Origin of the sequence: Chitinophaga sp. W3I9 (assembly GCF_050434025.1) — a bacterium.
Classification (GTDB): domain Bacteria; phylum Bacteroidota; class Bacteroidia; order Chitinophagales; family Chitinophagaceae; genus Chitinophaga.
Map to the genome: position 1 here is coordinate 3,600,761 of NZ_JBNPWC010000001.1, position 25,216 is coordinate 3,625,976.

Annotated in this window: 20 protein-coding genes; 6 read left to right on the forward strand and 14 right to left on the reverse strand. The window is 47.9% G+C overall.

The window, feature by feature from the left end:
• Positions 1 to 16: 16 nt before the first annotated feature.
• Entirely contained in the window at positions 17 to 3,451 is a 3,435-nt protein-coding gene (locus tag QFZ51_RS14990) for a SusC/RagA family TonB-linked outer membrane protein (protein WP_429046852.1), read from the forward strand.
• A gap of 35 nt (positions 3,452 to 3,486) precedes the next feature.
• Positions 3,487 to 5,175: a SusD/RagB family nutrient-binding outer membrane lipoprotein gene (locus QFZ51_RS14995; protein WP_429046853.1), complete on the forward strand. Its 1,689-nt coding sequence runs from the start codon at positions 3,487 to 3,489 to the stop codon at positions 5,173 to 5,175.
• Positions 5,176 to 5,569: 394 nt separating this feature from the next.
• Here the strand turns inward: QFZ51_RS14995 and QFZ51_RS15000 are convergent, their stop codons facing one another.
• The 3 genes from QFZ51_RS15000 to QFZ51_RS15010 form a co-directional block, all read right to left on the reverse strand.
• Positions 5,570 to 6,064 carry a hypothetical protein gene (locus QFZ51_RS15000; protein ID WP_429046854.1) on the reverse strand — a complete coding sequence of 165 codons (495 nt, stop codon included), beginning with the start codon at positions 6,062 to 6,064 and terminating at the stop codon, positions 5,570 to 5,572.
• Positions 6,065 to 6,216: 152 nt separating this feature from the next.
• Positions 6,217 to 7,377: a PepSY-associated TM helix domain-containing protein gene (locus QFZ51_RS15005; protein ID WP_429046855.1), complete on the reverse strand. Its 1,161-nt coding sequence runs from the start codon at positions 7,375 to 7,377 to the stop codon at positions 6,217 to 6,219.
• Positions 7,378 to 7,442: 65 nt separating this feature from the next.
• Positions 7,443 to 9,791, reverse strand: a complete 2,349-nt coding sequence (locus tag QFZ51_RS15010) for a TonB-dependent siderophore receptor (protein ID WP_429046856.1) — start codon at positions 9,789 to 9,791, stop codon at positions 7,443 to 7,445.
• 525 nt (positions 9,792 to 10,316) lie between these two features.
• Between QFZ51_RS15010 and QFZ51_RS15015 the strand changes: the two genes are divergently transcribed.
• Positions 10,317 to 11,336, forward strand: coding sequence for a ligand-binding sensor domain-containing protein (locus QFZ51_RS15015; protein WP_429046857.1), 1,020 nt, complete (start codon positions 10,317 to 10,319; stop codon positions 11,334 to 11,336).
• A 123-nt stretch (positions 11,337 to 11,459) separates the two neighbouring features.
• On the opposite strand, the gene QFZ51_RS15020 is transcribed toward QFZ51_RS15015, so the two are convergent.
• The 6 genes from QFZ51_RS15020 to QFZ51_RS15045 all read right to left on the reverse strand — a co-directional run bounded on the left by QFZ51_RS15020 (position 11,460) and on the right by QFZ51_RS15045 (position 17,933).
• Positions 11,460 to 12,551, reverse strand: a complete 1,092-nt coding sequence (locus tag QFZ51_RS15020) for a serine hydrolase domain-containing protein (RefSeq protein ID WP_429046858.1) — start codon at positions 12,549 to 12,551, stop codon at positions 11,460 to 11,462.
• Positions 12,552 to 12,682: 131 nt separating this feature from the next.
• Positions 12,683 to 14,017 carry an amidohydrolase family protein gene (locus QFZ51_RS15025; protein WP_429046859.1) on the reverse strand — a complete coding sequence of 445 codons (1,335 nt, stop codon included), beginning with the start codon at positions 14,015 to 14,017 and terminating at the stop codon, positions 12,683 to 12,685.
• Positions 14,018 to 14,058: 41 nt separating this feature from the next.
• The gene (locus QFZ51_RS15030; RefSeq protein ID WP_429046860.1) at positions 14,059 to 15,201 is read right to left on the reverse strand and encodes an FAD-dependent oxidoreductase; all 1,143 of its coding nucleotides are present in this window, start codon (positions 15,199 to 15,201) and stop codon (positions 14,059 to 14,061) included.
• A 13-nt stretch (positions 15,202 to 15,214) separates the two neighbouring features.
• Positions 15,215 to 15,811 carry a TetR/AcrR family transcriptional regulator gene (locus QFZ51_RS15035; protein ID WP_429046861.1) on the reverse strand — a complete coding sequence of 199 codons (597 nt, stop codon included), beginning with the start codon at positions 15,809 to 15,811 and terminating at the stop codon, positions 15,215 to 15,217.
• A gap of 128 nt (positions 15,812 to 15,939) precedes the next feature.
• Positions 15,940 to 16,935, reverse strand: a complete 996-nt coding sequence (locus tag QFZ51_RS15040) for a S1C family serine protease (RefSeq protein ID WP_429046863.1) — start codon at positions 16,933 to 16,935, stop codon at positions 15,940 to 15,942.
• A gap of 251 nt (positions 16,936 to 17,186) precedes the next feature.
• Positions 17,187 to 17,933 carry a hypothetical protein gene (locus QFZ51_RS15045; RefSeq protein WP_429046865.1) on the reverse strand — a complete coding sequence of 249 codons (747 nt, stop codon included), beginning with the start codon at positions 17,931 to 17,933 and terminating at the stop codon, positions 17,187 to 17,189.
• A 120-nt stretch (positions 17,934 to 18,053) separates the two neighbouring features.
• On the opposite strand from QFZ51_RS15045, the gene QFZ51_RS15050 reads away from it, so the two are divergent.
• From QFZ51_RS15050 to QFZ51_RS15060, 3 genes are read left to right on the forward strand one after another with little or no spacing between them, the layout of a single operon-like run.
• The gene (locus QFZ51_RS15050) at positions 18,054 to 18,821 is read left to right on the forward strand and encodes a nucleotidyltransferase (RefSeq protein ID WP_429046867.1); all 768 of its coding nucleotides are present in this window, start codon (positions 18,054 to 18,056) and stop codon (positions 18,819 to 18,821) included.
• A gap of 2 nt (positions 18,822 to 18,823) precedes the next feature.
• A complete protein-coding gene (locus QFZ51_RS15055) occupies positions 18,824 to 19,564 on the forward strand; it encodes a metallophosphoesterase family protein (protein WP_429046868.1) in 741 nt (246 codons plus the stop codon).
• Positions 19,565 to 19,610: 46 nt separating this feature from the next.
• Positions 19,611 to 20,426, forward strand: a complete 816-nt coding sequence (locus QFZ51_RS15060; protein WP_429046869.1) for a mechanosensitive ion channel family protein — start codon at positions 19,611 to 19,613, stop codon at positions 20,424 to 20,426.
• 36 nt (positions 20,427 to 20,462) lie between these two features.
• On the opposite strand, the gene QFZ51_RS15065 is transcribed toward QFZ51_RS15060, so the two are convergent.
• From QFZ51_RS15065 to QFZ51_RS15085, 5 genes are all read right to left on the reverse strand, one after another.
• The gene (locus QFZ51_RS15065) at positions 20,463 to 20,714 is read right to left on the reverse strand and encodes a hypothetical protein (RefSeq protein ID WP_429046870.1); all 252 of its coding nucleotides are present in this window, start codon (positions 20,712 to 20,714) and stop codon (positions 20,463 to 20,465) included.
• Positions 20,715 to 20,732: 18 nt separating this feature from the next.
• Entirely contained in the window at positions 20,733 to 21,368 is a 636-nt protein-coding gene (locus QFZ51_RS15070) for a hypothetical protein (RefSeq protein ID WP_429046871.1), read from the reverse strand.
• A gap of 18 nt (positions 21,369 to 21,386) precedes the next feature.
• The gene (locus QFZ51_RS15075) at positions 21,387 to 23,369 is read right to left on the reverse strand and encodes a TonB-dependent receptor plug domain-containing protein (protein WP_429046872.1); all 1,983 of its coding nucleotides are present in this window, start codon (positions 23,367 to 23,369) and stop codon (positions 21,387 to 21,389) included.
• Positions 23,370 to 23,466: 97 nt separating this feature from the next.
• Positions 23,467 to 24,159, reverse strand: a complete 693-nt coding sequence (locus QFZ51_RS15080; RefSeq protein WP_429046873.1) for a LytR/AlgR family response regulator transcription factor — start codon at positions 24,157 to 24,159, stop codon at positions 23,467 to 23,469.
• On the reverse strand, positions 24,156 to 25,178 hold the full coding sequence (locus tag QFZ51_RS15085) for a sensor histidine kinase (RefSeq protein ID WP_429046874.1): 1,023 nt from the start codon (positions 25,176 to 25,178) through the stop codon (positions 24,156 to 24,158). The genes QFZ51_RS15080 and QFZ51_RS15085 overlap by 4 nt, the downstream gene beginning before the upstream one ends.
• Positions 25,179 to 25,216: the final 38 nt, after the last annotated feature.

Genomic DNA, 25,216 nt, shown 5'->3' on the forward strand with positions numbered 1-25,216 from the left:
CTTAAAACTCACATGTATGTGGACTTGTTTACGTTCCTGCAAACGCGGAACATTTTCTTTATACCTGATGCTCTGCTGTACTGCTGCAGCCTTTGCCCAAAACATTAAAGTCACCGGAACAATTACTTCCACCAAAAAGGAAGTCATACCTGGCGTTTCTGTATTACTGAAAGGTACTAAAACAGGCAGCGTTTCCGATGCAGCCGGTAACTATTCCATCAGCGCACCGGCCAATGGCGTACTGGTCTTTAATGCCATCGGCTACCTGCGCCAGGAAATTCCCATTAACAACCAAACCACTATCAACGTCACCGTAGTGGAAGACAACAAACAGCTGGGAGAAGTAGTAGTCACCGCTTTGGGTATCACCAAAGCTAAAAAGAGCCTGGGCTTTTCGGCAACTGAAATTAAAGGCGGCGACCTGGCCATGACCAATGAAGTAAACCCGGTGAATGCCCTGCAGGGAAAAGTAGCCGGCGTGCAGATCGACCAGGGCGCAGGCGGACTTTTTGGAAGCACCAAGATAGTGATCCGCGGTAACTCCACCCTCCGTAGTAACAACCAGCCCATTTTTGTGATAGATGGCGTAATCGTCGATAATGGCACGTTCAGCGGTACGGGCCGCGACTTTGGTAATGACCTGAAGAACCTGAACATGGAAGACTTTGAGTCTGTTACCGTGCTCAAAGGATCATCCGCTGCCGCGTTATACGGTTCCCGCGCTATCAACGGGGTCATCCTCATCACTACCAAAAAAGGACATGAAAGAAAAGGTTTAGGCATTAACGTTAGTCAGACGTTTAATGTATTCAAACCTTACTCCGGCCCCGACTTCCAGAATGAATTCGGCGGTGGCACCGTAGGCAATTTTTTTACTGATAACCGCGATCCCAATTACAAACCGAACGAACAATGGAGAACAAAGGTGTTCCCCACAGACCCGGCCACCGGTAAGCCGTATATCGACCGGCAGATAGGACGGGAACTGGAGAACTGGGGACCCCGCTTTGCCGGCCAGGACGTTATCAACTACGACGGCACCCCCACAAAATATGTAGCGCAACCCAATAATTTCCTCGACGCATTTCAAACCGGTCATGGTTCCGCTACCAACGTGTCGCTAGATGGCGGTAACGACCGCTCCACCTTCCGCGTGTCCTACACCCGCGACCAGAGCGAAGGTATTGTAGCTAAAAACAGCCTGCTCAAAAACAGCGTGGAAGCACGCGTTACCCATGTGATCAATAAATTCCTGAGCGCTGATGTAAGCACCAACTACACCTACTTCACCGGAAGGAACCCGCCACGGCTGGGTGGCCTGGATGCCTTTGCTTCCTATAACTTCGGTAAACTGTTTACCTGGATCCTGCCACGTAACTATGATACGCGTTACTGGATGCAAAAAGCACATTACACCAGCGCACTCGGCGGCGCTCCCAACCCGGCAGATCCTAATGAAACGAACAAGTCGCCGGAATCCCGCTTCTGGTTTAATTTATATGAAAACGATTATTTCCAGAATGAGCAAACCATCCGCGGGCGTGTAGCCATTACCGCTAAGCTCACCCCCTGGGCTAACCTGGTACTGGAAGGCAACGTAAATAACCTGTACACCAAAAATGAAAACAAAGAACTGGGACAGGGACAGAATTTCACCGGTGGCTTATACGGTCTTGGACATACGAGCAAAGAAAGTTATTTCTTTAAATGGATGGGAACCATTAATAAAACCCTCACGAAAGATCTTGACCTCAGCGGTTACATAGGCGGTGAAACCCAACGTTTCCAAACTACCTACAATTACAGCGAAACAGTAGGCGGACTCAGTTACCCCGGCAATTACTTCCTGGCAAACTCTGTAGAGAAGCCAAGAGCAGAAGGCGGGCTGAAAAGTAAGAAAGCCTTTAACTCTATTTATGCAAGCGTGGACCTGGCCTGGAAAAACCAGCTGTTTGTACAGGGTACCTTCCGCGGCGACTGGTCATCCGCGCTCACCTATACAGATGGCAGCGGTAATTTCTTTTACCAGTACCCGGCTGTCAGCGTTTCCTGGCTGTTCTCCGAAACCTTTAAACTGCCTGCATGGATTTCCTATGGTAAGTTAAGAGGTAATATCGCCGGACTGGGTAATGATACCGATCCTTTTAATATTAACCCCGGATTTGCGTTTAACGGTTACACTTCTTCCGGCGGTCTGGACCTGCCCATCTCTACTTACAGCCGGTACCCTGATCCGCTTACCGGTAAATTTATTGCACTGGTACCCGATCTGAAACCCGAAAGAAAAGTAGCTAAGGAACTGGGTATGGAAATGCGTTTCTTCAAAAGCCGGGTAGGCTTTGATGTATCTGTTTACCAGGATAATACCAAAAACCAGATCCTCGATATTGGCACTCCGCCGGAATCCGGACTGGAAGGCATTATCATCAACGCCGGAAATATCCAGAACAGGGGCCTGGAAGTGATGATCGATGGAACACCAGTGAAAACAAACAGCTTTGAATGGAACACCAGCGTGAACTACTCTCTCAACAGGAACCTCATTAAATCGCTGTACCCCGGCAGAACAGAGTACGACCTGAAAGCTAATGTAGGAGAAATCAGTACCTGGGCTATTGTAGGTAAATCCTACGGTACCCTCCGTACTACCATCCATTCAAAAGCATACCAGGCCACCGACGCCAACGGCAACCCGGTAGCCGATCCCAATAACGGCAAACCTGAACTGGCCTGGCGCTCCGATGCACGCGCCGGATTTCCTGCCCGCAGCAACACCCTGCAGGATGTAGGTGATATCAATGCAAAGTTCCGAGCAGGATGGAGCAATACTTTCCGGTTTAAAAATCTTTCGCTGAACGTATTACTGGATGGCAAATTTGGCGGTGACTTTGTACTGCTTACCTATCGCTATGGCACACATACCGGCGTATTGCCCAACACGCTCCAGGGAAGGGATGCAGAACATGGCGGCATCACCTGGACCAGCAAGTATGATCAGCAAACCTACGACGACGGACTTATTCCCGACGGCGTATTTGCCAAAGGCCAGATGGTGACCATGCCCGATGGCTCACAGGTAAATGTAGGCGGCATGACCTATCAGCAGGCTTATGAAAAAGGTTTTGTGGAACCTACGCATGCCCCGCAGTTTTATTATCGCTATGGTTCTTCTTCTACCGGTGTTTCCGATTACTGGATCAAAAAGAATTCCTGGATTTCTTTGAGACAGGTGTCTTTGGCGTACCAGTTTTCACCGGCACTCTGCAAGAAGCTGATGCTGAATAATCTCAGCGTGGCGATTATTGGCCGCGACTTACTATACCTGTACAATTCATTGCCTTTTAATTACAATCCTGCTTCCAACAACTCCAATAACACGGCCTTCTCCGGTGAAGAAGGATTTCTGCCGATGGTACGCTCCATTGCAGGCACTATCAGGGTTGGGTTCTAAAGGAAATTAAATTGTACAAACAAAAAATCAAGATCATGAAAAATACATTTCAATATATAAGAACCGGTTTGTTGCTGGCACTGCTGGGCGTTAGTTCGTGCTCTAAAAATTTCGGAGATATCAATACCAACCCCAGTCTCGTTTCCAAACCGGATGTGAAGTTCCTTTTAAGTTATTCGCAGGATAAGATCATTACCTACCAGGGTACAGAATGGGTGTGGGAAAGCATGGAACAGCTGATGCGTTTTACGCAGCATGTTACTTCCAGTCCGTACGAAATCACCAACAATGTAAATACCCGCTATAATAACTACTACCTGCAAATCTTACCTAATCTTTTTGAGATAAGAAAGCAGGTAGAGGCGATGCCGAATAAAGATGCGTACCAGAAGATTGCGATGGCCACCTACGTATTACAGGTGCTCCACGGGATTAAAGTAACGGATATGAATGGCTCCATTCCTTATTCACAAGCCATTGAAGGCCGTTACCAGGCGCAATACGGACCGGTATACGATGAGCAGCCCGCCCTGTTCAATAACTGGCTTTCACAACTCGATGCGGCCATTGCGGTGCTGTCCAATAATTCACTGCCTGCGCAGGTAGGCTACGGTCAATCGGATATTTTTTACCAGAGCGACTGGACTAAATGGGTGAAGCTGGCCAACACGCTTAAACTTCGTATAGCCGCCAGGTTAGAGAACGCTGATAAAGCAAAATGCCAGGCCATTTTTCAGCAGGTATTAAAAGATGCTACCGGGCCTATTGATGGCGACGATTCACAGGTGAAGTATCTCAACAGCACCTATACGCCCTTTGGCAACGGGGGAGATATCGATTACCGCAGCCGCCGTTATGCCACCACGTCCATCATGGCGTTCCTGAAAAAGAGCCAGGACCCGCGTTTACCGGTATATTTTGAAAAGAACGACCTGGTAGGCGGTTATAAAGATTCGCTGGCAAAATACAACGTTACATTGCCTGCTTTCATTAATCCCAACGATCCGCTGATCATGTACCAGGGCGGTCCGGCCGACTGGACCACCAATCCTACGGTGGCAGCGTATATCGGGAATGGGTTTATTGTGAGCCAGTATACCAAATACAACCTGATATCGCCCATTAACCGCAGGTTCTTTTCTCCCAAACTGAACTCGGCTACGGGCAATTTCCTCGATGTACCGGTTACCTACGCCGAAACCTGTTTTTATATAGCAGAGTTTATACAGAAAGGATATGCCGGTGGAGCGGATACCAAAGGAACGGCGGAAGACTGGTATAAGAAAGGTATTACATCTTCCATTCAAACCATGAATGCGATTGCGGTAGCAGCCGGTTCTACTACCGCTTACACGGGCACGGGGTTAACTGAAATCAATGCCTATCTGAATAATGCGCAGGTGAAATTCAATGGTGTTAATAACCTCGAACGGATCTACATACAGGCTTACCTGAGCATGTACCGGCAGGCTAATGAAGCGTATGTATTTTGCAGGCGCACAGGGTATCCGAAAACGGGTTCTGCTTACTATGGCAGGGAAACTTTTAATGAGCTGATACCGCGCCGGTTCTGGTTAACAGATCCAGGCGAAGTAAACAGGGCCAACTGGAATACGGCGATGCAGCAGCAGGGCTTTACGCCCAATGCACAGGATTTGCCTACACTGAGTTCGCAAAGGATCTGGTATGATAAACAGGCGCCGGATTTTGGAAAGGGATTGTAGAGAAGTGGTGTTACTCAAAGAAGACTGCCTCATTTATAATGAGGCAGTTTTTTTATTTTCCGGTTGAATGAGAATTAATATGGTAAATTTGAATTTCAGTGGCCGATTAATAAGTCTCTTTATTACTTCTCCAATACTTCTCGGATACATCTCCAATACTTCTCAGATACTTAGGACTCGTCTATGTGTCGTATTCCCCATACAGTCCCCATACAGTCCCGATACAGTTCCCATACTCTCACAATACTCTCATGATACACTTCCCATACACTGTGACTATTTCTGGCCGCAACAGATTCCGGCATAATCCGGCAAAAAGCGGCAAAACCGGCAGGTTTATTTTTATGCATTTATGCAGAAGAGTAACTTCGAATCTCAAACTTTCGGCAGGGTACTATAACGTGGCGGCTATCCTGTTAACGGTTTCTTTCAGCGCTGTTAAAGAAGAGGTACTCGTCACCTTATTGACTTTCATCCGGATAATTTTATCCTTCTTTCTTACCATGATCAGCTGGAAGTTATCGCTGTCGGTTTGAAAGAAGCCTTCATCGCCGGTGTTATCGAGTAGCTGGATGTTGCCATTGTGGCGGTTGTCGTCCAATATACCGGTGTAGGTTTTTTGTGCAGCAGCTACTGAACGGTACTTTTCATAGTTGTAGTACACATTACCGGTTTTCCCGGAAACGGGGTCCGATTCCACGGCTGTAAAAGCGCAGCGGTACTTCAGTGCATCGCGTTCCTGTTTTTCTGATTTCAGGGTGAGTAATGCAGGCTGGCCCAGTATTTTTGCGGCGTCTGCGGGAGTGAGGTAGAAGTAGGGAACGGTATCTGTGGCAAAGCCTGATGAAATCAGGGGAAGCAGCAGGAATAGAAAGAGCAGTGTTTTCATAACAGTATCAGTTAAGAGGAATTTACACGGTTGCTACTTTTCTTGTATCACAATGTCTTATTGCTAAAGCGTCTTTTTGTATTGTTAATGAAGTTACAACTTCCTGTTTGATAAGACTAATAAGTTTCCCGGTAAGTCAGAAGCCGGATACATCAATCCGGCACGGCGTGAAAATTCTTAATGCTTTCTTTTTTTGCTGGACGCTTCGGTGTTGATTTTTTCTTTCTGCCCCACCAGATGAGAAAACCTGTAACAGGTAAAGAAGCGGCAATCAGGGCGGCGAAGAACATCAGGAGCCGGCCCGGGAGTCCGGCGATGCTGCCCACATGGATGTCGTAATTCATGCGTACCGCTTTCTCTGCCACGGTGGCGTCTTTATACTTACCGAGATAGGAAGGCGTAATTTCCCGGCCGGTATGCTGATCGAAATAGAGGTAGTCGGCATCATAAAACTGGTGGCGACCAGGGTAGGCCCTGGCAATGATGGCTGCGGAATCGTTGGCAGGCAGGGAAATGCTGTAGCCTGCGGCCTGCGGATAATGGTCCATAAAGGATCCAAATACCTGGTTAATGAGGGTGCTGTCTTTCACCGGCGCATGATTACCGGATTTCACCGGCACGGCACCCGGCCTTTTCTGGCCGCCGCTGAATACCCAGAATTCAGCCTGCGCCATCCAGGTGAAGCTCCATACCAGGCCGGTTAAGGCGGCGAAAATAACGATCCAGCTGGCATAAAATCCCAGCACATTATGGAGATCATAGTTCAGTCTTTTTGGCGAAGCATCCAGCTTAACGCGGAAGCTGACTTTCCGGCGGGCCTTGTTGCGCGGCCACCACAGCACGATGCCGGTTACGAGCATCAGGAAGAACACCAATGTACTGCATCCGACTATAACGCCGCCGGTTTCCTGCGGGAGCCACAGGTGCATATGGCCTTGCAGGATAAAATGAAAGAACTCATCGTCGCGGTTAAGCACCTTCTGCACTTTGGCCGTATAGGGATTTACGTATACGTTGTAGTAGTGATAGGGTTTCTTTTGGAAGAACTGAACCACGGCCGCTTTGTCTTTCCCCTGGTACAGGATGCGGAATGCCTTTTCGCCACCCATGCTGGCTTCTCCCGCTGTACGGATGGCAGTTACAGGCTGAAAGGGCAGGTCCTGCGGAGTTACGTGCTGATAGGAAGCCGTGTATTCAGACAATTCCGGTTCCCAGGCGTAAATGGCGCCGGTGATGGAAATGATGAATACAATGATCCCGGAAACGAGTCCCAGCCAGAGATGCAGCCAACCGAATATTTTTTTGATGCGCATGTGTTAAAATGTAAAATGAAAGCACAGCGAACCGTGCTTTCATGGATGTATGAATGGCGAAAACCCTATAGTTTGATCACGAGGTTCACCGCATAGTTACGTGGCGGCTGCGGCTCGCCCCATGGACCCCAATACATCGTATTTGAAACATTATCCAGTTTTATACCGATGCGGTAACCAGGCCGGTCGTAGAACACGGTGCTGTTTACGAGTGCATAGGCAGGGAAGAACAAGGTATTAGCATCATCAAAAGGCGTTTCGCTGTTGTAAAACAATCCGCCGCCAATGCCGAGGCCCTGTAGTTTCCCTTTCACCAGCCGGTAGCTGATCCAGGTGTTGGCCATATGCTTACCGCCGGAGCGCGCAGGTCGTTTCCCTACGTTAGCATTGGCTTTGGTGATCTCGCTTTCGTTGAACCCGTAACCGGCTGTAATGTTAAGTCCAGGGAAAGGATTGGCGATCACTTCGGCTTCAAAGCCTTTGCTTTTCTGCGATCCATCCTGTATTGAAAAGGCGGGGTCTTCGGGATTTGAGCGCAGCTTGTCGGTCACGTTAATGTCGTATGCGCTGAGGGTAACGTTTAATTTGCGCTCAAACAGTTCTGCTTTCACGCCGCCTTCCCATTGGTTGGCCTGTTCCGGCTTGAAGAGGTTACCCTGTTTATCTGTTTGGGCGCTGTAAGTAAAGCCGTTCTGGTAGTTGGCGAAAACAGACAGCTGGTCTTTGATCAGCTGGTATACCACGCCGAATTTTGGAGAGAAAGATGATTTGCTGTAGCTGCCGGTTACATTGCCGTTCAGCAGGTTGGTGGTGCCCTGGTTATCTACTTTATCCCAACGGAGACTTAGCATCAACAGCAGGCGATCCGTAAAATTGATCACATCTGAAGCATAGATGCCGTAGCGGTCAAGATGGCTTTTATAGAAGTTATTCGCCTGTGCAGTAGGAGTGGGGAACATAGGATAAATTTTTTCCATCATCAGGAACCTGGTAGGTGCTGAAGCGCTCACCGTATCGAGGATGAAGCGGGAAGTATAAGTTGGCTGCGTGATATCAGCCAGGTAATCCAGACCCACCAGTATACGGTGTTTGATGGAACCGGTATGGAAAGTACCATTCAGGTTCTGCTGGAGCTGAATAGTATTGTAGTTGTGACTATACTTCTGAAGCTGACGGGTGATGCTATCTTTTCCCGGCAGCCAGTTGCCGGAGAACTGGTACTGTTCGCGGGCGTTCACACCGCCGGTGGAGAATACGGTGGTGGTGTTCCAGTTACTGTTGATCTTATAATTCATTTGTGCGAATACGTTATATCCGGGGAAAGTAGATATAAGATCATTGGTATAAAAGGTTCGCTTATAGTATTTACCCATTGCCTCTTTGTAATCAGTAACACCGGCTGCCGGGTTCAGATAGGCGATGGACGGTGTTCCGCGGTTACGGAACGTTTCGAGGTCTACGAGGAAGCTCAGTCGCTCATTAGCCTGGTAAGAGAAGGCGGCAGACAGGAAATAGTTTCTTTTGAAGCCTGCTTCCTGGAAGCTTTCCTGGGCATGCCTGCCGAAGTTTACGCGCAGCAGTGCTGTTTTTTCCTTATTCAGCGGTGCATTCAGATCGATGGTAATGCGATTCAGGTTGTAACTTCCTGCGGTCAGGCTAACATCTGTTTTGAAGGTATCGAAAGGTTTCTTGGTCACACGGTTTACCAGCCCGCCATAAGATACGGCGCCGGTGCCAAATAATGTGCCGGAAGGACCTTTGATCACTTCAATCCTTTCCAGGTTGGATACGTCTACCGTTACCAGCTGGTTGGCCATCATACCATTTCGTATATAGTTCTGCGTGCGGAAGCCACGGATAATAGTAGAGGTACGACCATTGCTCACCGTTTCAGTGGAATTCACGCCGGCTACATTCTTGATCGCATCTTTATAATCCACTATAACCTGCTCCTGCATCAACTCGGATCCTACAATGCTGTATACCTGCGGATTTTCCAGGTTCTTCAACGGCATGCGGGCTACGTAATCTGTTTCTTTTTTTGCAAATTTATTACGACCGCTTGCTATAATCACTTCCTGCAAAGTTTGTTTGGAAGCACTGAGTTGGAAATCGGCTTCCGCAGTTTCTCCTGCTGTTACGGTCACTGAACGGCTGATCACATCACGGCCGGTTATAAAAACCTCCACGGTATATGTGCCGGGAGTAATATTGCGGAGTGTATACGTTCCATTTTCGTTGGAGGTAGTTTGTTTGCGGGAATCTTTCAAACGGAGTCCCACACCAGGAACCGGTGTGCCGTCTTCCACTGTAATGCGGCCTTTGATGACGCCGTGTGCCGGATGCTGCGCTTTAACAGCCGTGTTTAACAAGGCCAGTAACGCACATGCCATTGCCAATGCAATAACTTTCATGATCAGTTTTTAAGATTTAGGGAATAGTGGGAATGCTACAACAGACGAACATAGTATTTATGTTCGCAAAGGTAGGAGGCAGGAGGGGCACAAAGGAATCGGATCGGGAATTTGGTTTACTCAATCGGGAAAAAAAAGATAGCAGGAATTAGGTCCTTATAAAAAAGAGGGTTTACTTCTTTATAAGGACCTTTAGTTTAGCGGTATAAAGGATGCTGCACTACCGTTGCGACTGGGTTCTTCCCACAACAATTTACAAAGTTTACATTTTAATTTACAATCAGGATCCTTGAAGTTAAAAGGATTAAAGTAGGTTCGCTGTATCAAGCTTTAATAGGATATGAAAAATAAAGGAACCTTTTTGGATAGCCTGCTCACTATGCCCGCTGAACTAATTCACTCTTCTGTACAGGCTCAACAGAAACATGGCGCTAAGGATGTCGTTAACTGGCTACATGTCTAAGAAAGCAATGCAGCGATAGGTCTGCCAGTGTTTCTGTTCCCGATAATTAAATAGAAAAAATTATGAAATATGCACACGTATATGTCCTCTTCTGGATGCTTGTTTTTCATACTTCCTGCGGACAAAACCAAACAAACGTACCACAAGATAATTTCAGTAAAGAACATAATGGCTACTCCGAGTCCCAACTTAAAGAGTTGGCTACCTCCAAGGTACCTAAGAGTCAGGTTCGGCATGTAAAGCAGGCCAGAAATGGAGACATTTTGATTGCTGCATCATGGAGTGGTGCTTTTCGCTACGATGGAAAATCGTTTACTAATCTCACAAGTAATAAAATAGGTTCGCACAGATTCTGGGATGTTCTGGAAGATCGACACGGAAACCTTTGGTTCGCTTCCACTGATTCCGGAGTTTATAATGACAACGGCAAAACCTTTCAACATTTTACAACCAGGGAGGGGCTTGCCAATAACATGGTAATGTCTATTTATGAAGATAAAGGAGGTAATATCTGGTTCGGCGGAAATGGGCTAAGCCGTTACGACGGGAAATCCTTTCAAAATTTTACAACGAAAGACGGACTTCCCAATAATGGTATTAAGGCTATCATGGAAGACAAAACAGGGAAATTATGGATTGCCACATGGGACGGGCCTTGTTTTTATGATGGAAAAACATTTACCGTTTTAAAAGACAAAGATGGCAAAGCGTTTAAAAACGTTTGGTCAATAATCGAAGATAAAAAAGGAAGCATTTGGTTCGGTGACGCTGGTGGTCTTTGGCGCTATGACGGCAGAACGTTTACTAAGGTGTCGCAGAGGGGGGCTTATGCAATAATCGAAGATGAAAAAGGAAACATCTGGACTACAGGTAGCATAAATCCTCCTGGTGGGTCAGTCTGGGCGCTTTCACGTTATGATGCAAAGTCCTTGTACAACAAAAAACCTGCTGTAACCGAAATCTTGTCAGGACCACCAGCTTTTTTGGGACTTTCAGAAGCTAACGATGGAAGTATTTGGTTTGGATCCGGAGGCGGGGTGCATCGTTATGATGGAAAGACCTTTACAGACTTTAAAAAGTAAAGAAAGTCAGAAATAAAGTAATAGCCAGCCATTTTAAGATGGAATTGTGCTTCAGGCGGCACATTTTTCAGCATCGGCAAGTGGCTGACTAGTATTTATCTCTGACTTAGAATACCTTTATTGCTACTCCAATCCTTCAAATATTTTTCCTGCGGCCACACTCAACGCATCTTGTGCAGTGCGGTCGGCTTCATTCGTTAATATCACAATACCGGTATTCCGTTCAGGGTAAACGACGCAGTAACTGGAAAATCCAAACGTGCCGCCGCTTTGCCAGATCCTTCTTATACCGTTGCTGGTTTTATTCATCTGCCAGCTTAACCCCATCGCATAGCTATTGATATCGCCCCAGGCAGGTTGGTGTGTTAATTTTACTACCGGGTTGTTTTCATCGGTTTGCAGGCGGACATATTGCAGCATATCGGCTACGGAAGAATAGATGCCGCCGGCAGCCAGCAACAGCGGGGGATTGTATGGCATGATCCGTCCCTGTTGATTATAGCCTTTCGCCGCATTATCAGGAAGTGCTGCAGTGGTGTATTTCATCTGCTGCGGACGGGTAATATATTTTCTCACCAGTTGGGCGTACGGCATGCCGTATATGCGTTCCAGTATGAACCCAAGTAGTTGTGCCCCTGCATTGGAATATTTGAAATGATAACCGGGAATGGTATCCAGTTGTACCTGGTGAAGATCATTGAGGAAAGCAGCCATGGAATAGTCGTGCTGCAAACTATCGATCACGCCCGGGATGGAATCATCAGGGCGCTGGAAAAGATCGCGACGGTCGGGCAGCATGAAGGGTAAGCCGGAAACGTGTGCAATCAGGTGTTTCAGCTGGATAGCATGTGCTTTGTATTGCAGGTTAGGATAGTCGCCGTTCAGGTAAAAGCGGATGTCATCATCCAGTTTCACTTTTTTATCTGTTACTGCTTTGGCCAGTAAATAGCCGGTAAATGTTTTGGAAACGGAACCTATTTCGTAGGGTGTGTTGGGAGCGGGGAGGTTTGTTTTACTGTAACGGTAGATATAGGTCTGTCCGCCGGTATATACCCCTACTTCTGCACTAACGCGGGCGTTGTCCTGCATAAAAATGGTGAGCGCAGATTGAACAAGACTGTCCACTTTTGTTTTATGAAGATTATCAGTTGTTACCTGCGCCTGCGAAAGAAGGGTTGATAAGCATAAAAGAAATGCGGGGATAAAATGTTTCATGTTGGTTTTTTGAAAACACTTATCCTAAGAGAATGCCATTTGGCACAGCCTTCACTGTTATCTTCTTATATATTTTAAAATAAAAATACCTGTATCGAAAATGAACACCGGGTGTACGCAGGCGCACTACACTACGGGTGCAGTGGCCCTTTACTTACTTCTTCGCCTGCTTTGTATACTGCTGCTATTTTCCGGGTATTCTTAATATCCTGTGCAGGGTTGGCGTCCAGGATGATCAGGTCGGCCGTTTTACCTTTTTCTATAGTGCCATAGTGCTGATCTATTTTCAGCGCAGCAGCTGCATTCTTAGTGGCAATGGTAATGGCCTGTAAGGGACTCAGGCCGGCCTGTACCAGCAGTTCCATTTCCAGGTGTTCGGAGAATCCCTGTGTGCGCACCGGTTGTGCGCCGGAGTCGGTACCCAGTGCTACGATGATGCCGGCATCCGCTATTCTCTTTACATTTTTCATCGCTGTTTCAAATGCATGGACATTCCGTTGGTAGGAGGGGGAGTTCTTTAACTTATCCTGGTAGGCGGGCGAAGTAATCATTTCATATACGCCTGGTTCCAGCGACGCTTTAAAGAAAGGATCATTGATCCACTCCGGCTTACGGGCATAGATATACGCATATTCATCCAGTGAAAGGGTGGGGATGTAAATGACTCCCTTGGCTTTCATCTGTTGTAGTAATGCTGCGTCAATTTCCTGGTCACGGATGCTGTGGGCAATGATGTCCAGCCCGCTGGCAACAAGACCTTTCGCATCTTCCAGATAGTAAAGATGTGAGGCCACAGGGATATGATGTGCATGGGCACGGGTGATGAGCGCCTTGTAAATAGCAGGGTCCATTTTAGGAGCAGAACCGCCAAAATCATCTACCCACATTTTTATTACCGTTGGCTTTACCAGCGCCACGCTATCCAGTTGTGTAGTAGCCTGTGCCACCGTAGCGGGGTGATATACATACTTCATCGGCGGACCTCCCTGTGTACCGGCAAATCCATAACCGGCTGAAAACAGGCGGGCGCCTGGCAGCAAGCCGTTTACAGAGGAGTCGCGTAACCCGGATGCAAACAGCATCGGCTGATCAGATCCCATCACGAGGATGTTGGTGATGCCATAGTCCGCGTACTTTTTCAGTTGTGATAATATGTTTTCGCGGGTATACGGATCGGTGCTGTTATCGTTGCCTTTCATCATGCCAATATGCACATGGCCGCTGGTGATAGCGGGCATAACGGTTTTGCCGGTGCCATCAATTATTGTGGCACCACCGGCTGGTAAATCCTTTCCGGTTGCAGCAATTTTTCCATCTTTGATGAATATATCTGTATGTTCCGTTGGTGCGCCACCGTTACCATCGATCAATGTCACGTTTTTAAACAGGATGGCTTTAACAGGTGGTGTTGGCTGAAAGGCAGCCAGCGGTAACAAAGCGAGGAGGAGTAACAGATAATTTTTCATATCGTTATGCTTTATGGAGAAATAAAGATAGGAAAATCTCGCTACCCCACTATCCCCATTATAAAACCAATCGCCTCTTCCGAATGCAATGCCGCCGTCGACTCCATCGTCATCCTCGCCGTTTCACCCGCTCTGGCGCGCATTTGTTTTTCATACGCGGCGATGGCAGCATGGACATCCGGGAAGTTTTCCCCGGTAAGAAATTGTCCTAATTCAAGGGCATCCAGCATCGCCATGTTTACGCCTTCGCCGGCATAGGGAGGCATCAGGTGTGCAGCATCGCCAAGCATAGTAAGGTTTGGTAATGCTTCCCAGGTTTGATCAAACGGCATGCAGTATTGCGGGCGTACTATAAAATTAGCATTGGCATTTTCAAACAGTTCCAGCCAGACGGGATCCCAGCCGGTAAAGGTGGCTTCAAACCAGGCCAGTACCTGTGTTTTATCTGAAAAATTGAGGCCACTGGTTTTATACCAGTTTTCAGCGGTGTTTATCCCGGTATAAAATACAAGGCTGCCGTCGCCTTTGGAACTTACGATTAAAGATTGCGCGTCACCCAGTGCAAATACTTTTCCTCCTTTTACCAGTGCATGGATGTTAGGGCAGGTGGTTGCTGCATCATATACGGCGCCTTCCACGATGGTAACGCCTGCATAAAAAGGCTGAATGGGCGTGATATATGGACGGATCTTTGAGTTGGCGCCGTCTGCTGCAATCACGATGTCGGCCGTGGCAGTGCTGCCATTTTTAAACATCAGCAGCCAGCCGTGGAGGTGTGGCGACATAGACACAAACTGGCTGTCCCATACAACGGTGTCGGGTTCCAGCGAATCCAGCAGTATTTCTTTGAGCGGACCACGGTCAATTTCGGGGCGCGACCTGTCCTCTCCGCCATTTTCATGGTCATCCAGGATAATGGCGGCGTGTTTGTCCACAATGCGTAGCCGGTCGGCGCCGGGGCGGTAGTTGGCCCTGAATGCTTCCGTCAGCCCCGCTTCTTCCAGTGCCTTTAATCCTGATTCCTCGTGGAGATCCAGTGTAGCGCCCTGTACCCGTGCTTCCCTGTTAATATCCCGCTCGTATACTTTTACGTCTGCATGGTTCATCTGCAGTATCCTGGCCAGTGTTAATCCACCCGGACCTCCGCCTACAATGGCTATTTTTTTGTGTTGAATGATGCTCATGTTGTTGTTTAATTTATTTCAGCATTCCTTTGATCACTGCGTTGCAGCATTCCAGTATCACTTTTTCTGTGATCAGCTGTTTGGGTCTTTCTGTATAATCAAAATATTCATTTACCAGGTCCAGCAGCGGGGCAAATAATAGGGCGCGGAGAATATCGGGATGAAAATTCGGGATCACGCCTTGTTTTACCTGTTGCTTAAAAAACTGGTGGATGGGTTTAAAATACTGTCCCTGTTGTATGTTAGCCTGCCGGTATGCTTTATTCAGCAGGGGGGAGGTTTTCCCGTTTTGAAGCAATGCAAAATGCGTCCTGTTAAGGGTCAGGTACCGGAAGCTGTTTTGCCAGAGCTTTTTTACGCCGGTCGCAAAGTCCATACCCGCGTGAAAGTTTTCCAGCACGGCTTTTTCATACGTCTCCAGTACTTCTTCTATATAAAGTTTTACCAGGAGATCTTCTTTATCCCTATACTTTATATAAATCGTTCTGGGCGATATGTTGGCCGCTTTTGCCAGCTTCTGCATGGTGAGGTTTTCCAGTCCCTCTTCAGCAATGATCTGCAATGCAATGGTGCGGATGGCTTCCTCCTTCTCCAGGTTTTTAGGTCTCATGCAATAAATGTTACTGCAAAGTAAGTAAATGTTTGTTTACTTACGAAATCTTTCTTCCGGGAGATAATAAAAAAAGCTGCCCCGGAACATGCTTGTTCCGGAACAGCCTTGTCTTTCAGGTGCCACTATTAATTTTTTATTTCGCCGGGAATTACTTCCACTACCTGCTTCCTGCCACCCCGCAGTATGTCTACCGGGATCTTCCTGCCGATCTGTTTGTCGGATAATAGAAGATGCAGGTCATCAACTGAAGTAACCGGTTTATTGTCGAATGCAATAATGATATCGCCGATATGCAGTTCGCTGTTGTAGAAATTACCATCGGGAACGGTTTCAAACACGTATACACCCGTGTGGATACTGAGTTTGTTGGCGGCAATCATCCTGCTGCTCAGGTTTACCGGTTGTGCGGCAATACCCAGCTGCGCCCTGCGGATCTTCCCGTGCAGGATCAGCTGACCGGCAATCTGCGCTGCCAGGTTGGAAGAAATGGCAAAGCAAAGTCCCTGTGCGGAAGCGATAACTGCTGTATTCACGCCAATTACCTGCCCCAGGGAGTTGACCAGCGGTCCGCCGCTGTTGCCGGGGTTAAGGGCGGCATCGGTCTGGATCACATTGTCGATCAGCCGGCCATTGCTGGCCCGCAGCGTACGCCCCAATGCGCTCACCACACCAGCGGTAACGGTATATTGCAATCCCATCGGGTTACCAATGGCAATCGCAATCTGCCCTACCTGCAGCATGGAGGAGTCTGCCAGCGGCATCGCTTTCAACCCCGTTTCGTCGATCTTCAATACGGCAATATCCGTGGAAGGGTCGGCCCCCTTAATTTCTGCGTTTACGCGCCTGCCGTCAACAAACGACACCTTAATACTGTCGGCGTTTTCCACGACGTGGTTATTGGTAATAATAAAACCATCGGAAGAAATAATGAAGCCGGAACCAGTGCCTCCCTGCGTTCGCCTTTCCCGCGTTCGCTGGTCACTTACTTTTTTCTGTACTTCTATATGTACCACCGATTCGGCTACAGTACCCACTACGCCGGTAACGGTTTGAGAATAGGCATCCAATAAACTCTTATCGTCCGACACCTGTTGTGTGAGAAATGAAATTGAGTTATCCATAATGTACAGTCGGCTCAAATATATCTCCAGTTTATTCCGGATGCCGTTTTGACATTTGATGAACCGGCTTTATGCCATCTTTACTTTTTCTGCACTTGAAAATTATAATTATTTGGCTATTTTGACGGGGAATGTTTTTCATCTAATAAGGAACTATGCCACAGGCACAACTGGATGCCAATCCCAACCCGGTGCAGAACCCGGGTTACAAATTATAAATCATACCGCGGAGGGAAAGCGATTTCCCTCCGCTACTCAAACCATAATGTAATACAGTTGCCGATAGCATCAATCAGCTTCTTGTCTTTTACAAGATCCATTTTCCACCCGCTTTTCGCGCAACGTATAATGCCAATGGCTTCATCATTGAGCATCACTTCTGCTTCATAGCACACCCCTTTGGCACAGGTTTCCGATATAGGCACCGCTTCTCCTTTATAGCTTTTACCATTCAATTCAAATTCAATCGGGATCACCGTGCTCTCCAGCTGTGCCACAAATTTTTTCAGGAAGGCAATCAGGTGCTTTCGTTGTGTAGGTCCCGAAGTGCTCCATTTGCCTTTATCCGCACGCTTGTGCGCAATCTTGAATTTGAGGCCCGTCATGGTAGTGGCATAGTCGTTGGCATCAAGCTTCACCGCACTTTGATGGGCAAGGATATACCAGTGATACGCCGTACCCACCGGCACACCGGATCCTTCCGGTGCCTTTCCTGTTCTGCGCTTGGTAACAGCATAAGATATTTCCCAGAGATCGGGTGTGATCTTCGTTTCTTTCCAATCGCCCTGGTCATAGTGCCAGTGATGCCCCCGGCCTATCTGAACGCCTGTATATTGTTTATCGCCAAAGGTTTTGAATTTATCGAAAGAAGTGACCTTACTCTTTTTAGCGATGCTGCCTGTTTTTTTGGCTGCCGCTTTTTTGGGCGCTGCTTTCTTTGTGGCAGCAGTACGTGTACTTTTTCGGGTACTTGTTTTCGTGGTTTGCATAGTAGCCATTGTACTGAATTTATAAGTAACAAAAGTTGAGTATACATAAGAGGGCGTCCAAAAAACAAACCATGTTGTGCGCATGGCATAGCGTTTGGTTTTTACTTCATCTACCAAATACCAGCAGCTATGGCAAATCTTAACGGACACATGGTTTTTGAGGCCGCGGTGCACAGCAGTGAAGCACACGCCTTTTATAAAGAGGCCTTGCTGCACTTAGAGGAGAGTGGGGCGGAATTTATGCTGGGTGGCGCTTTTGCCATGTTTCATTATACCGGCATTTATCGCGATACCAAAGATCTTGATATCTTTTGTAAGTGGACTGAATACCCCAAAATATTGAAATACTTCGGCAAACTGGAAGGATACACAGTAGAATTAACTGATGTGCGTTGGCTGGCTAAAGTATTCAAGGGAGAATATTTTATAGATATCATTTTTGATACGGTCAATAACATTTGCCGGGTAGATGATACCTGGTATGAACACGCTGTGCCGGCCATTTTTGAAGGGGTGCCGGTAAAACTGATATCTCCTGAAGAACTGATCTGGTGCAAGATATACGTGCAGAACAGGGAGCGGTACGACGGCGCGGATGTTAACCACGTGATCCTGCGGCATAATCCACTCAACTGGAAGCGGATCTTATTCCGGCTGGATCAGCACTGGCATTTGTTACTGCAGCAGCTGATCAATTTTCAGTTTGTATACCCGGCAGATTTTCACCGCATCATTCCCCGCTGGCTTTTTGCCGAGTTAATGCAACGGGCGCTGGAACAGTATGAGCTGCCACCGCCAACAGAAAGGGTTTGCCGGGGACCTGTGATTGATCAGACACAATATGCCACTGATATAAAAGAATGGAATTATAAATCATCTACCATAAAAACGGTTTGATTATGGCAGCAGCTACACAACCAACGAGGATAGCAGCGGTAGGCGACCTGCATATAGGCGCCAACGACAAAGGGAAGTGGACGGATTATTTCAAAGCCATCTCCGCTAAGGCAGATGTATTGCTCATTGCGGGCGATCTGACCGATACCGGTGATGAATCAGAAGCACAGGTATTGGCCGGAGAACTGGCTGCCTGCACCATCCCCGTTGTAGCCGTATTAGGCAATCATGATTACGAGAAAGGGCGGCACAAACTGATCCGGCAAATCATCCAGGAAACCCACGATGTACATATCCTGGATGGCGAATGCACGATCATCAACGGGATAGGATTTGCCGGCGTAAAGGGTTTCGGCGGTGGATTCGATGGTCATATGCTCTCTATGTTCGGAGAAGATGAAATGAAAGCTTTCGTGCAAACGGGGGTGGATGAGGCTTTGCGGCTCGACAGGGCGCTGGCGCGGCTGGACCAGGAACATCCCGATATCCGGAAAATTGCACTGATGCATTATTCTCCTGTATTGGAAACGGTAGTGGGAGAATCACAGGAGATCTACCCATTCCTGGGCTGCTCCCGCCTGGCAGAACCCTTAACAAGACGTAAGGTAGTGGCGGCCTTCCATGGGCATGCCCATGTGGGGAAGCTCGAAGGCCAGATCAACGGCCTGAAAGTGTTTAATGTAGCGAAACCCATTCTGTCTGAGGCCGGTTATTCACCCGCCTTTTTTTTATATGAAGCATAGGTTTGTAGAGATATTTACAGGTATTGTGCATTTTATTCTATAGTGTATGAACGAACAATTTACCAGCTACAGTCAGCTGATCTTTGATAAACTGCATAACTGGTTTATTACCGCGGTTAAAATGACGCCCAATTTTATACTGGCGGTGATCATCTTTACGCTGTTTTTATTGCTGGCGCGTTTTACCCGTAAAATCACCTACCGGTTTTCGCAACGGTTGTCTGAAACACCCGCCATCTCCAACCTGGTATCCAGCTTATTCTATATCCTGTTTTTATTGCTGGGCTTATTTATTTCGCTGAATGTATTGCGGTTGGATAAAGCCGTTACCTCATTGCTGGCAGGCGCTGGTATTATCGGACTGGCACTTGGCTTTGCTTTCCAGGACCTGACCGCCAATTTTATTTCCGGTATTTTTATCACTTTTAAAAAGCCGTTTGAGGTAGGTCATATTATTGAAACCAACGGTTTTACCGGCAGGGTAGATGCCATCCAGCTAAGATCCACTACCATGATCACCGCAGATGGCCTGCATGTCATTATTCCGAATAAGGAAATTTTCCAGAAACCTATTATCAATCATTCACTCACACCACTGCGGCGCATTGCACTCACCTTCTCTATTCCATTGTCGGATAAACTGAAGGAGGCGGAAAAGATCATGACAGATATTGTAGTGCAGATGAAAGCCGTAGTGCCGGATAAACCCAAAACAGTTTGGTATAGCGGCATCGATGGAGGCGCGGTGAAAGTGATCCTGAGTTGCTGGGTGAGCAACGAATCGGATGATGCGTATGAACGCACTACCCATGAACTGATCACAAAGGTAACCACGTCGTTAAAAGCGGCAGGTTTGATGTAAAAAAGGACCGGCCATAGCAGCCGGTCCTGCTGGTTTTTACGGACGTACAATGGTTGTTCTTTCCTCATGCCCGCGGTGGCACCCGGGATCATTATTCCAATGGCGTATAGCCATCCGGGTGAGTAATACATTAGCCGCAATAAATAATACAATCACCAGTATGGAAGCTACTTTAGTGATAGTGCGAAGGGCCGGTTTTTTTGAAAATCCGCCAAAAACATAACCGATAATAAATACCATGCTGGCCGCAAACAGCACACGCAGCACAATAACAATTCCAAATCCCATAATCATTCTTTTTAAAGGTTATTTAATTTTACCCAGCAATTGCTGATCGTCTGTCCGGCCCCAGTGCGGGTACACATCTGTGCCGGGGTTGCCCAGCTTTTGCAGGCTTTCTGTAGCCAGTTTTTTTGCCTGTTCCTTATCGCCGCCCCACATTTTCGGCGTATAGTATTTTACCCACGCCGCCACATACAATGCGCGTGGATTACCAGGGTCCAATGCCAGCGCTTTCTGAAGCATCTGTCCGGACAGTACGCCGTATTTACGGCCGTAGGTCATCGGATTGATGAACACCCTGGTACGGTATACCATACTTAGTACGGTGTATACTTCCGCCAGTTCTTTTTTCTGCTTAGTGCTGTCCAGCAAGGAGAGCGCTTTTTGCGCCATTGCTTCCCCGCGGTCGGCGAAGGGTTCTATCTTTTCGCCGTCGTCCTGCAAGAGGAAGCCTGTCTTTGCATTACACAGCGCCGCATAGTAGGGCGGCAGCCAGGCCGGTTGTTCGCTGATACCGGAAAATGTTTTCTCCAGCGCCGCATAATCTTTCACCGTTTGGGCCTGGTCCAGCTGGTTAACGGCTTGCTGTAATGCATTGGATTGCGCCATGCTGCTGTAGCCTGATACTAACATAAGGGTGCAGATAAATAACTTTTTCATGTTGATGTGTTTAGTGTTTTATAAATTATTATTAAGAAAGTCGTCGGTACGGTCTATACCGAAACTCATAAATACGCCGATGAAATAACCACGTGTAGCCGGCAGCGTTACCGGCTCCCTGAATTGCCCGTTTGCACTGTATTGATAACCGAACACCTGTTTGGTTCCAAAGAGGTTGTTAACCCCCATCGCAAAGCCGGAGAAGTCTTTCCACTTCCGGTTTTTAAAGAAGGAGCAGAGGTAAGCCACGTGCAGGTTGGCGATGTTATATGCCTTAGTGGTGCCCTGGTCCGTAATACCGTGGGTACTGATATTATAGTAGGGCCGTCCTGCTGCCAGCGCCCAGGAAACATTCACGTTGGTGCTGATCTCCCGGAAAAACTTTTTAACAGCCACCGTGGTGGTATGCGGCGCCGTGAAGGAAGGCCGGAGGGCATAAGGATAATCAAGATAGTTACGTTTGGTATCCAGGTAGGTATACGTTATCCAATAGTCCAGGTCTTTGATACTTTTTTTATCCCGCCAGAAAAGTTCAACTCCCTGCGCATAGCCGTTCCCGTTATTGCTCAATGCGGGTATTATTTTAACCAGGTTGCGGTATTTTTTATAATACAACTCTGCCCGGAAGAAACGGTTGTTGGCTTTTTTGGTGTAGTTCAGCACATAGTGGGTAGCGCTGGAAAAATTGAGATCACGGAACTGGTAAAGAAATTCGTTGGCCGGCTCCTGGTAAAAGATGCCATAGGCCAGGTTAAACTGGCTGGCATCAGGGAGGCGGTAAGCAAGGCTTATCCTGGGCGCTGCCACCAGCTTGCGGAGCACGGTAGCATATTCCATGCGTACACCGGCTTTGGCGGCGAGGTTGGGGGCGAGGTAAATATCGCCTTCGGCAAAAGCGGCCGACAGGTGATCCGTTAAGGCAATAGCGCTGTCGTTGGAGAAGCCTTTATCGCGGGTATAAAAATGTTCAGCGCCAAAGCGCAGCGCTTGTCCTTTGGAAAAGAAGCGGGTGAATACAACCCTGGCCTGCGCAAAATCAGTGCGGATGGTGTGGCTGCCTGTTTTATAAGGGAGAGATGAAACAGCGGTATTACCTTTTGCATCCGTGAGGCTGTTGGCCGTAGCTTCGCGGTTGTGGTTGTACACGGCGCCGAGGTCCATCTTCCAGTTGTTGTCCAGGTAGCTGCGGAAGCTGAGATTATTGTAGCTGTTCCAGCCGCGCACCTGGTACCCTGCATTGAGCACGGCACTGTCGATGTCTGGTTTGCGCATACCCACATTACTGCAGCTCCAGTTGCTGTACAGTTTGAGCATACCTGTTTTGCCGGTACGTATCCTGAAGTTGAAGTTGCCATCTGCATATGCCGGTCCTGCGAAATAATCAGGTACCTGCGGCACTACGCTGTTGTACAGCGATTGATTGCTGTAATTCAGGTTCACGCCATAACTGCTTTTATTATCCTGGGCCAGGTGCTGGAAACCCGCGCCCAGGTTGGCGGGGAATACGCTGAAGCTGGCGGACGTTTTTTCCGGCAGGTCGGTGCTTTCCATAATGAGCGCGCTGCTCATGGCGGAGCCGTATAAAGCGGAGTATCCTCCTGAGCTGAACAGGATGCCTTTGAACAGGAAGGGGTTGATGCGGGCATACTGCGGCACGCCGGGAACAGCGGGGTAGTTGGGTGTTTTGAGCAGGGTACCGTCGATGAACTGCCGCGTTTCATCACCGGTGCCACCGCGCACAAAAAGTCCTGATTGTTCACCGATCTGCTGGGCGCCGGGCAGGGAGCGCAGCGCCTGTGCAATATCAGCATTACTGCCGGCCACCGTTACGGCGTCGATAGGGGTGAGCGAGGCGCCTTTGGCGCGGTCGCTGGCTTCAAAGCTGCCGGCGCTTACTACTACTTCCTGCAGGGGACGTTTACTTTTTATAGTGGTGTCCTGTTTGCTCTGCGCGTAGGCGGCAAAGGGAAGGAGTGCGATGAAAAATAACCCTGTTTTCATGACGGTTAGTATTATAACCGCAAAGCTACCGGGATGAGTGACTGTTATTTTGGAGAGTAGACGGGAAGGGAAAGTGTAGCGACAAAACAGGAACGGTTCAGGATTGCAGCATCCGGGTGACGTTCTCTTTATAGAATTCACTCACCGGTATTTCAATATTGCCGATGCATACGAGGTCGCGTTTCACTGTAGTGATTTTCTTCACGGCCACAAGGTAGGATTTATGCGTGCGGATAAAAGCGCCGGCAGGAAGTTTTTCCTCCATCGCTTTCATGGTCATGCGGGTGAGCACGGGTTTGGCCGTACCGGACAGGTGGATCTTGATATAATCTTTTAATCCTTCTATATAGGTAATGTCGGCAGTGAGGATCTTTACCTGGGTATATTCCACGTTTACAAAAAAGGAATGGTCTTCTGCAATCGCCGGCCTTTTCAGGCGGAACAACTCACTGGCACGGTTACACGCTTTCAGAAAACGTTCAAAGGAGAATGGTTTAAGCAGGTAGTCTACTACCTGGAGGTTAAATCCTTGCAGTGCGTATTCTTCATAGGCGGTAACAAGAATCACCATGGGAGGTTGCTGCAGCGATTGCAATAGCTGCAGGCCATTCAGCCGGGGCATTTGTATGTCCAGGAAAATAAGGTCAATGGGCTCCTGCTGTAATACCTCCAGTGCTTCCATGGCATTGCGGCAGGTTTTTACCAGTTGCAGGAAGGGCACCTGCCGGATATTATCTTCCAGCAATTCCCTTACCAGTTGTTCATCATCTACGGCTATACAACGTATCATGTGAGCTTCAGTGTTAGGGTAATATGAAACAGCGGTGGTTCGTCCCTGATCTGCAACTGATGCCGTCCGGGGTACAGCAGTTGCAGTCTTGTTCTTACATTTGCCAAGCCAATACCAGAGTTTTCGTCTTTGCTGGCATTGGGATCGTTATCGTATTCATTCAGTACTTCAAAGATAAGTACATCTTCTTTCATGGCCAGCTGTATATCAATAGCAGGATGCGGCGTATAGCCGGTACCGTGCTTGAAAGCGTTTTCCACAAATGGAATCAGCAGCATAGGTTCTATGTTGTGGTTGCCGGCAGCCTGACTGGCGGCCATTTTCACGTTAATGGCCACTTCGTTACCGAAGCGCAGCTTTTGCAGGGCAATGTAACTGTTGAGGTACAGGATCTCCTGGGAAAGCAGCACCTTTTTCCCCGTATCATACAGCATATAACGCATCAGGTCGGATAGCATGAGAAGCGCCGGTTCCAGCTGGTCGGATTTTTTCCTGGCCAGCGATACCAGGTTGGTTAGCACATTAAACAGGAAATGCGGACTCACCTGTGAACGCAGGAATTTCAGTTCCGAACTGAGTTGCTCCGCCTGTTGCTCCTTCTGCCGTCTTTCTGCGCGCAGCATATCCGTTACACGGCAGTATACCAGGCTGATAAAATATACCGCCACCGACGGGCCGAACACAAATTTATACGCTGCCAGGTCCCGCGCAACATCCGGGAACCAATGTGCCATGATCGTATATTTTAATGGGAACGACAGTCCTATCAGCAGTATAACCGCAGGAAAATAAAGCCACCAATACCGCCTGTTCCACAGCCTGGGATACAGCACCAGGGCATGGATATAAAAGATGGCCATATGGATAATACCGGAAAGGGTAAAGAACAAGCCAGGCAAGCTGCCTATCCGGTAGCCATTCGCTGCACTGGAAACGATATAGGGCAACAACAGTATTACGCTCCATATCACTATATGCAGCGCGATCGTAATTTTTTTCAGGGAGATATTTTTTTTCATCTGCTGTCCGGATAAAGCTACTGATTTTTATAAAGCTA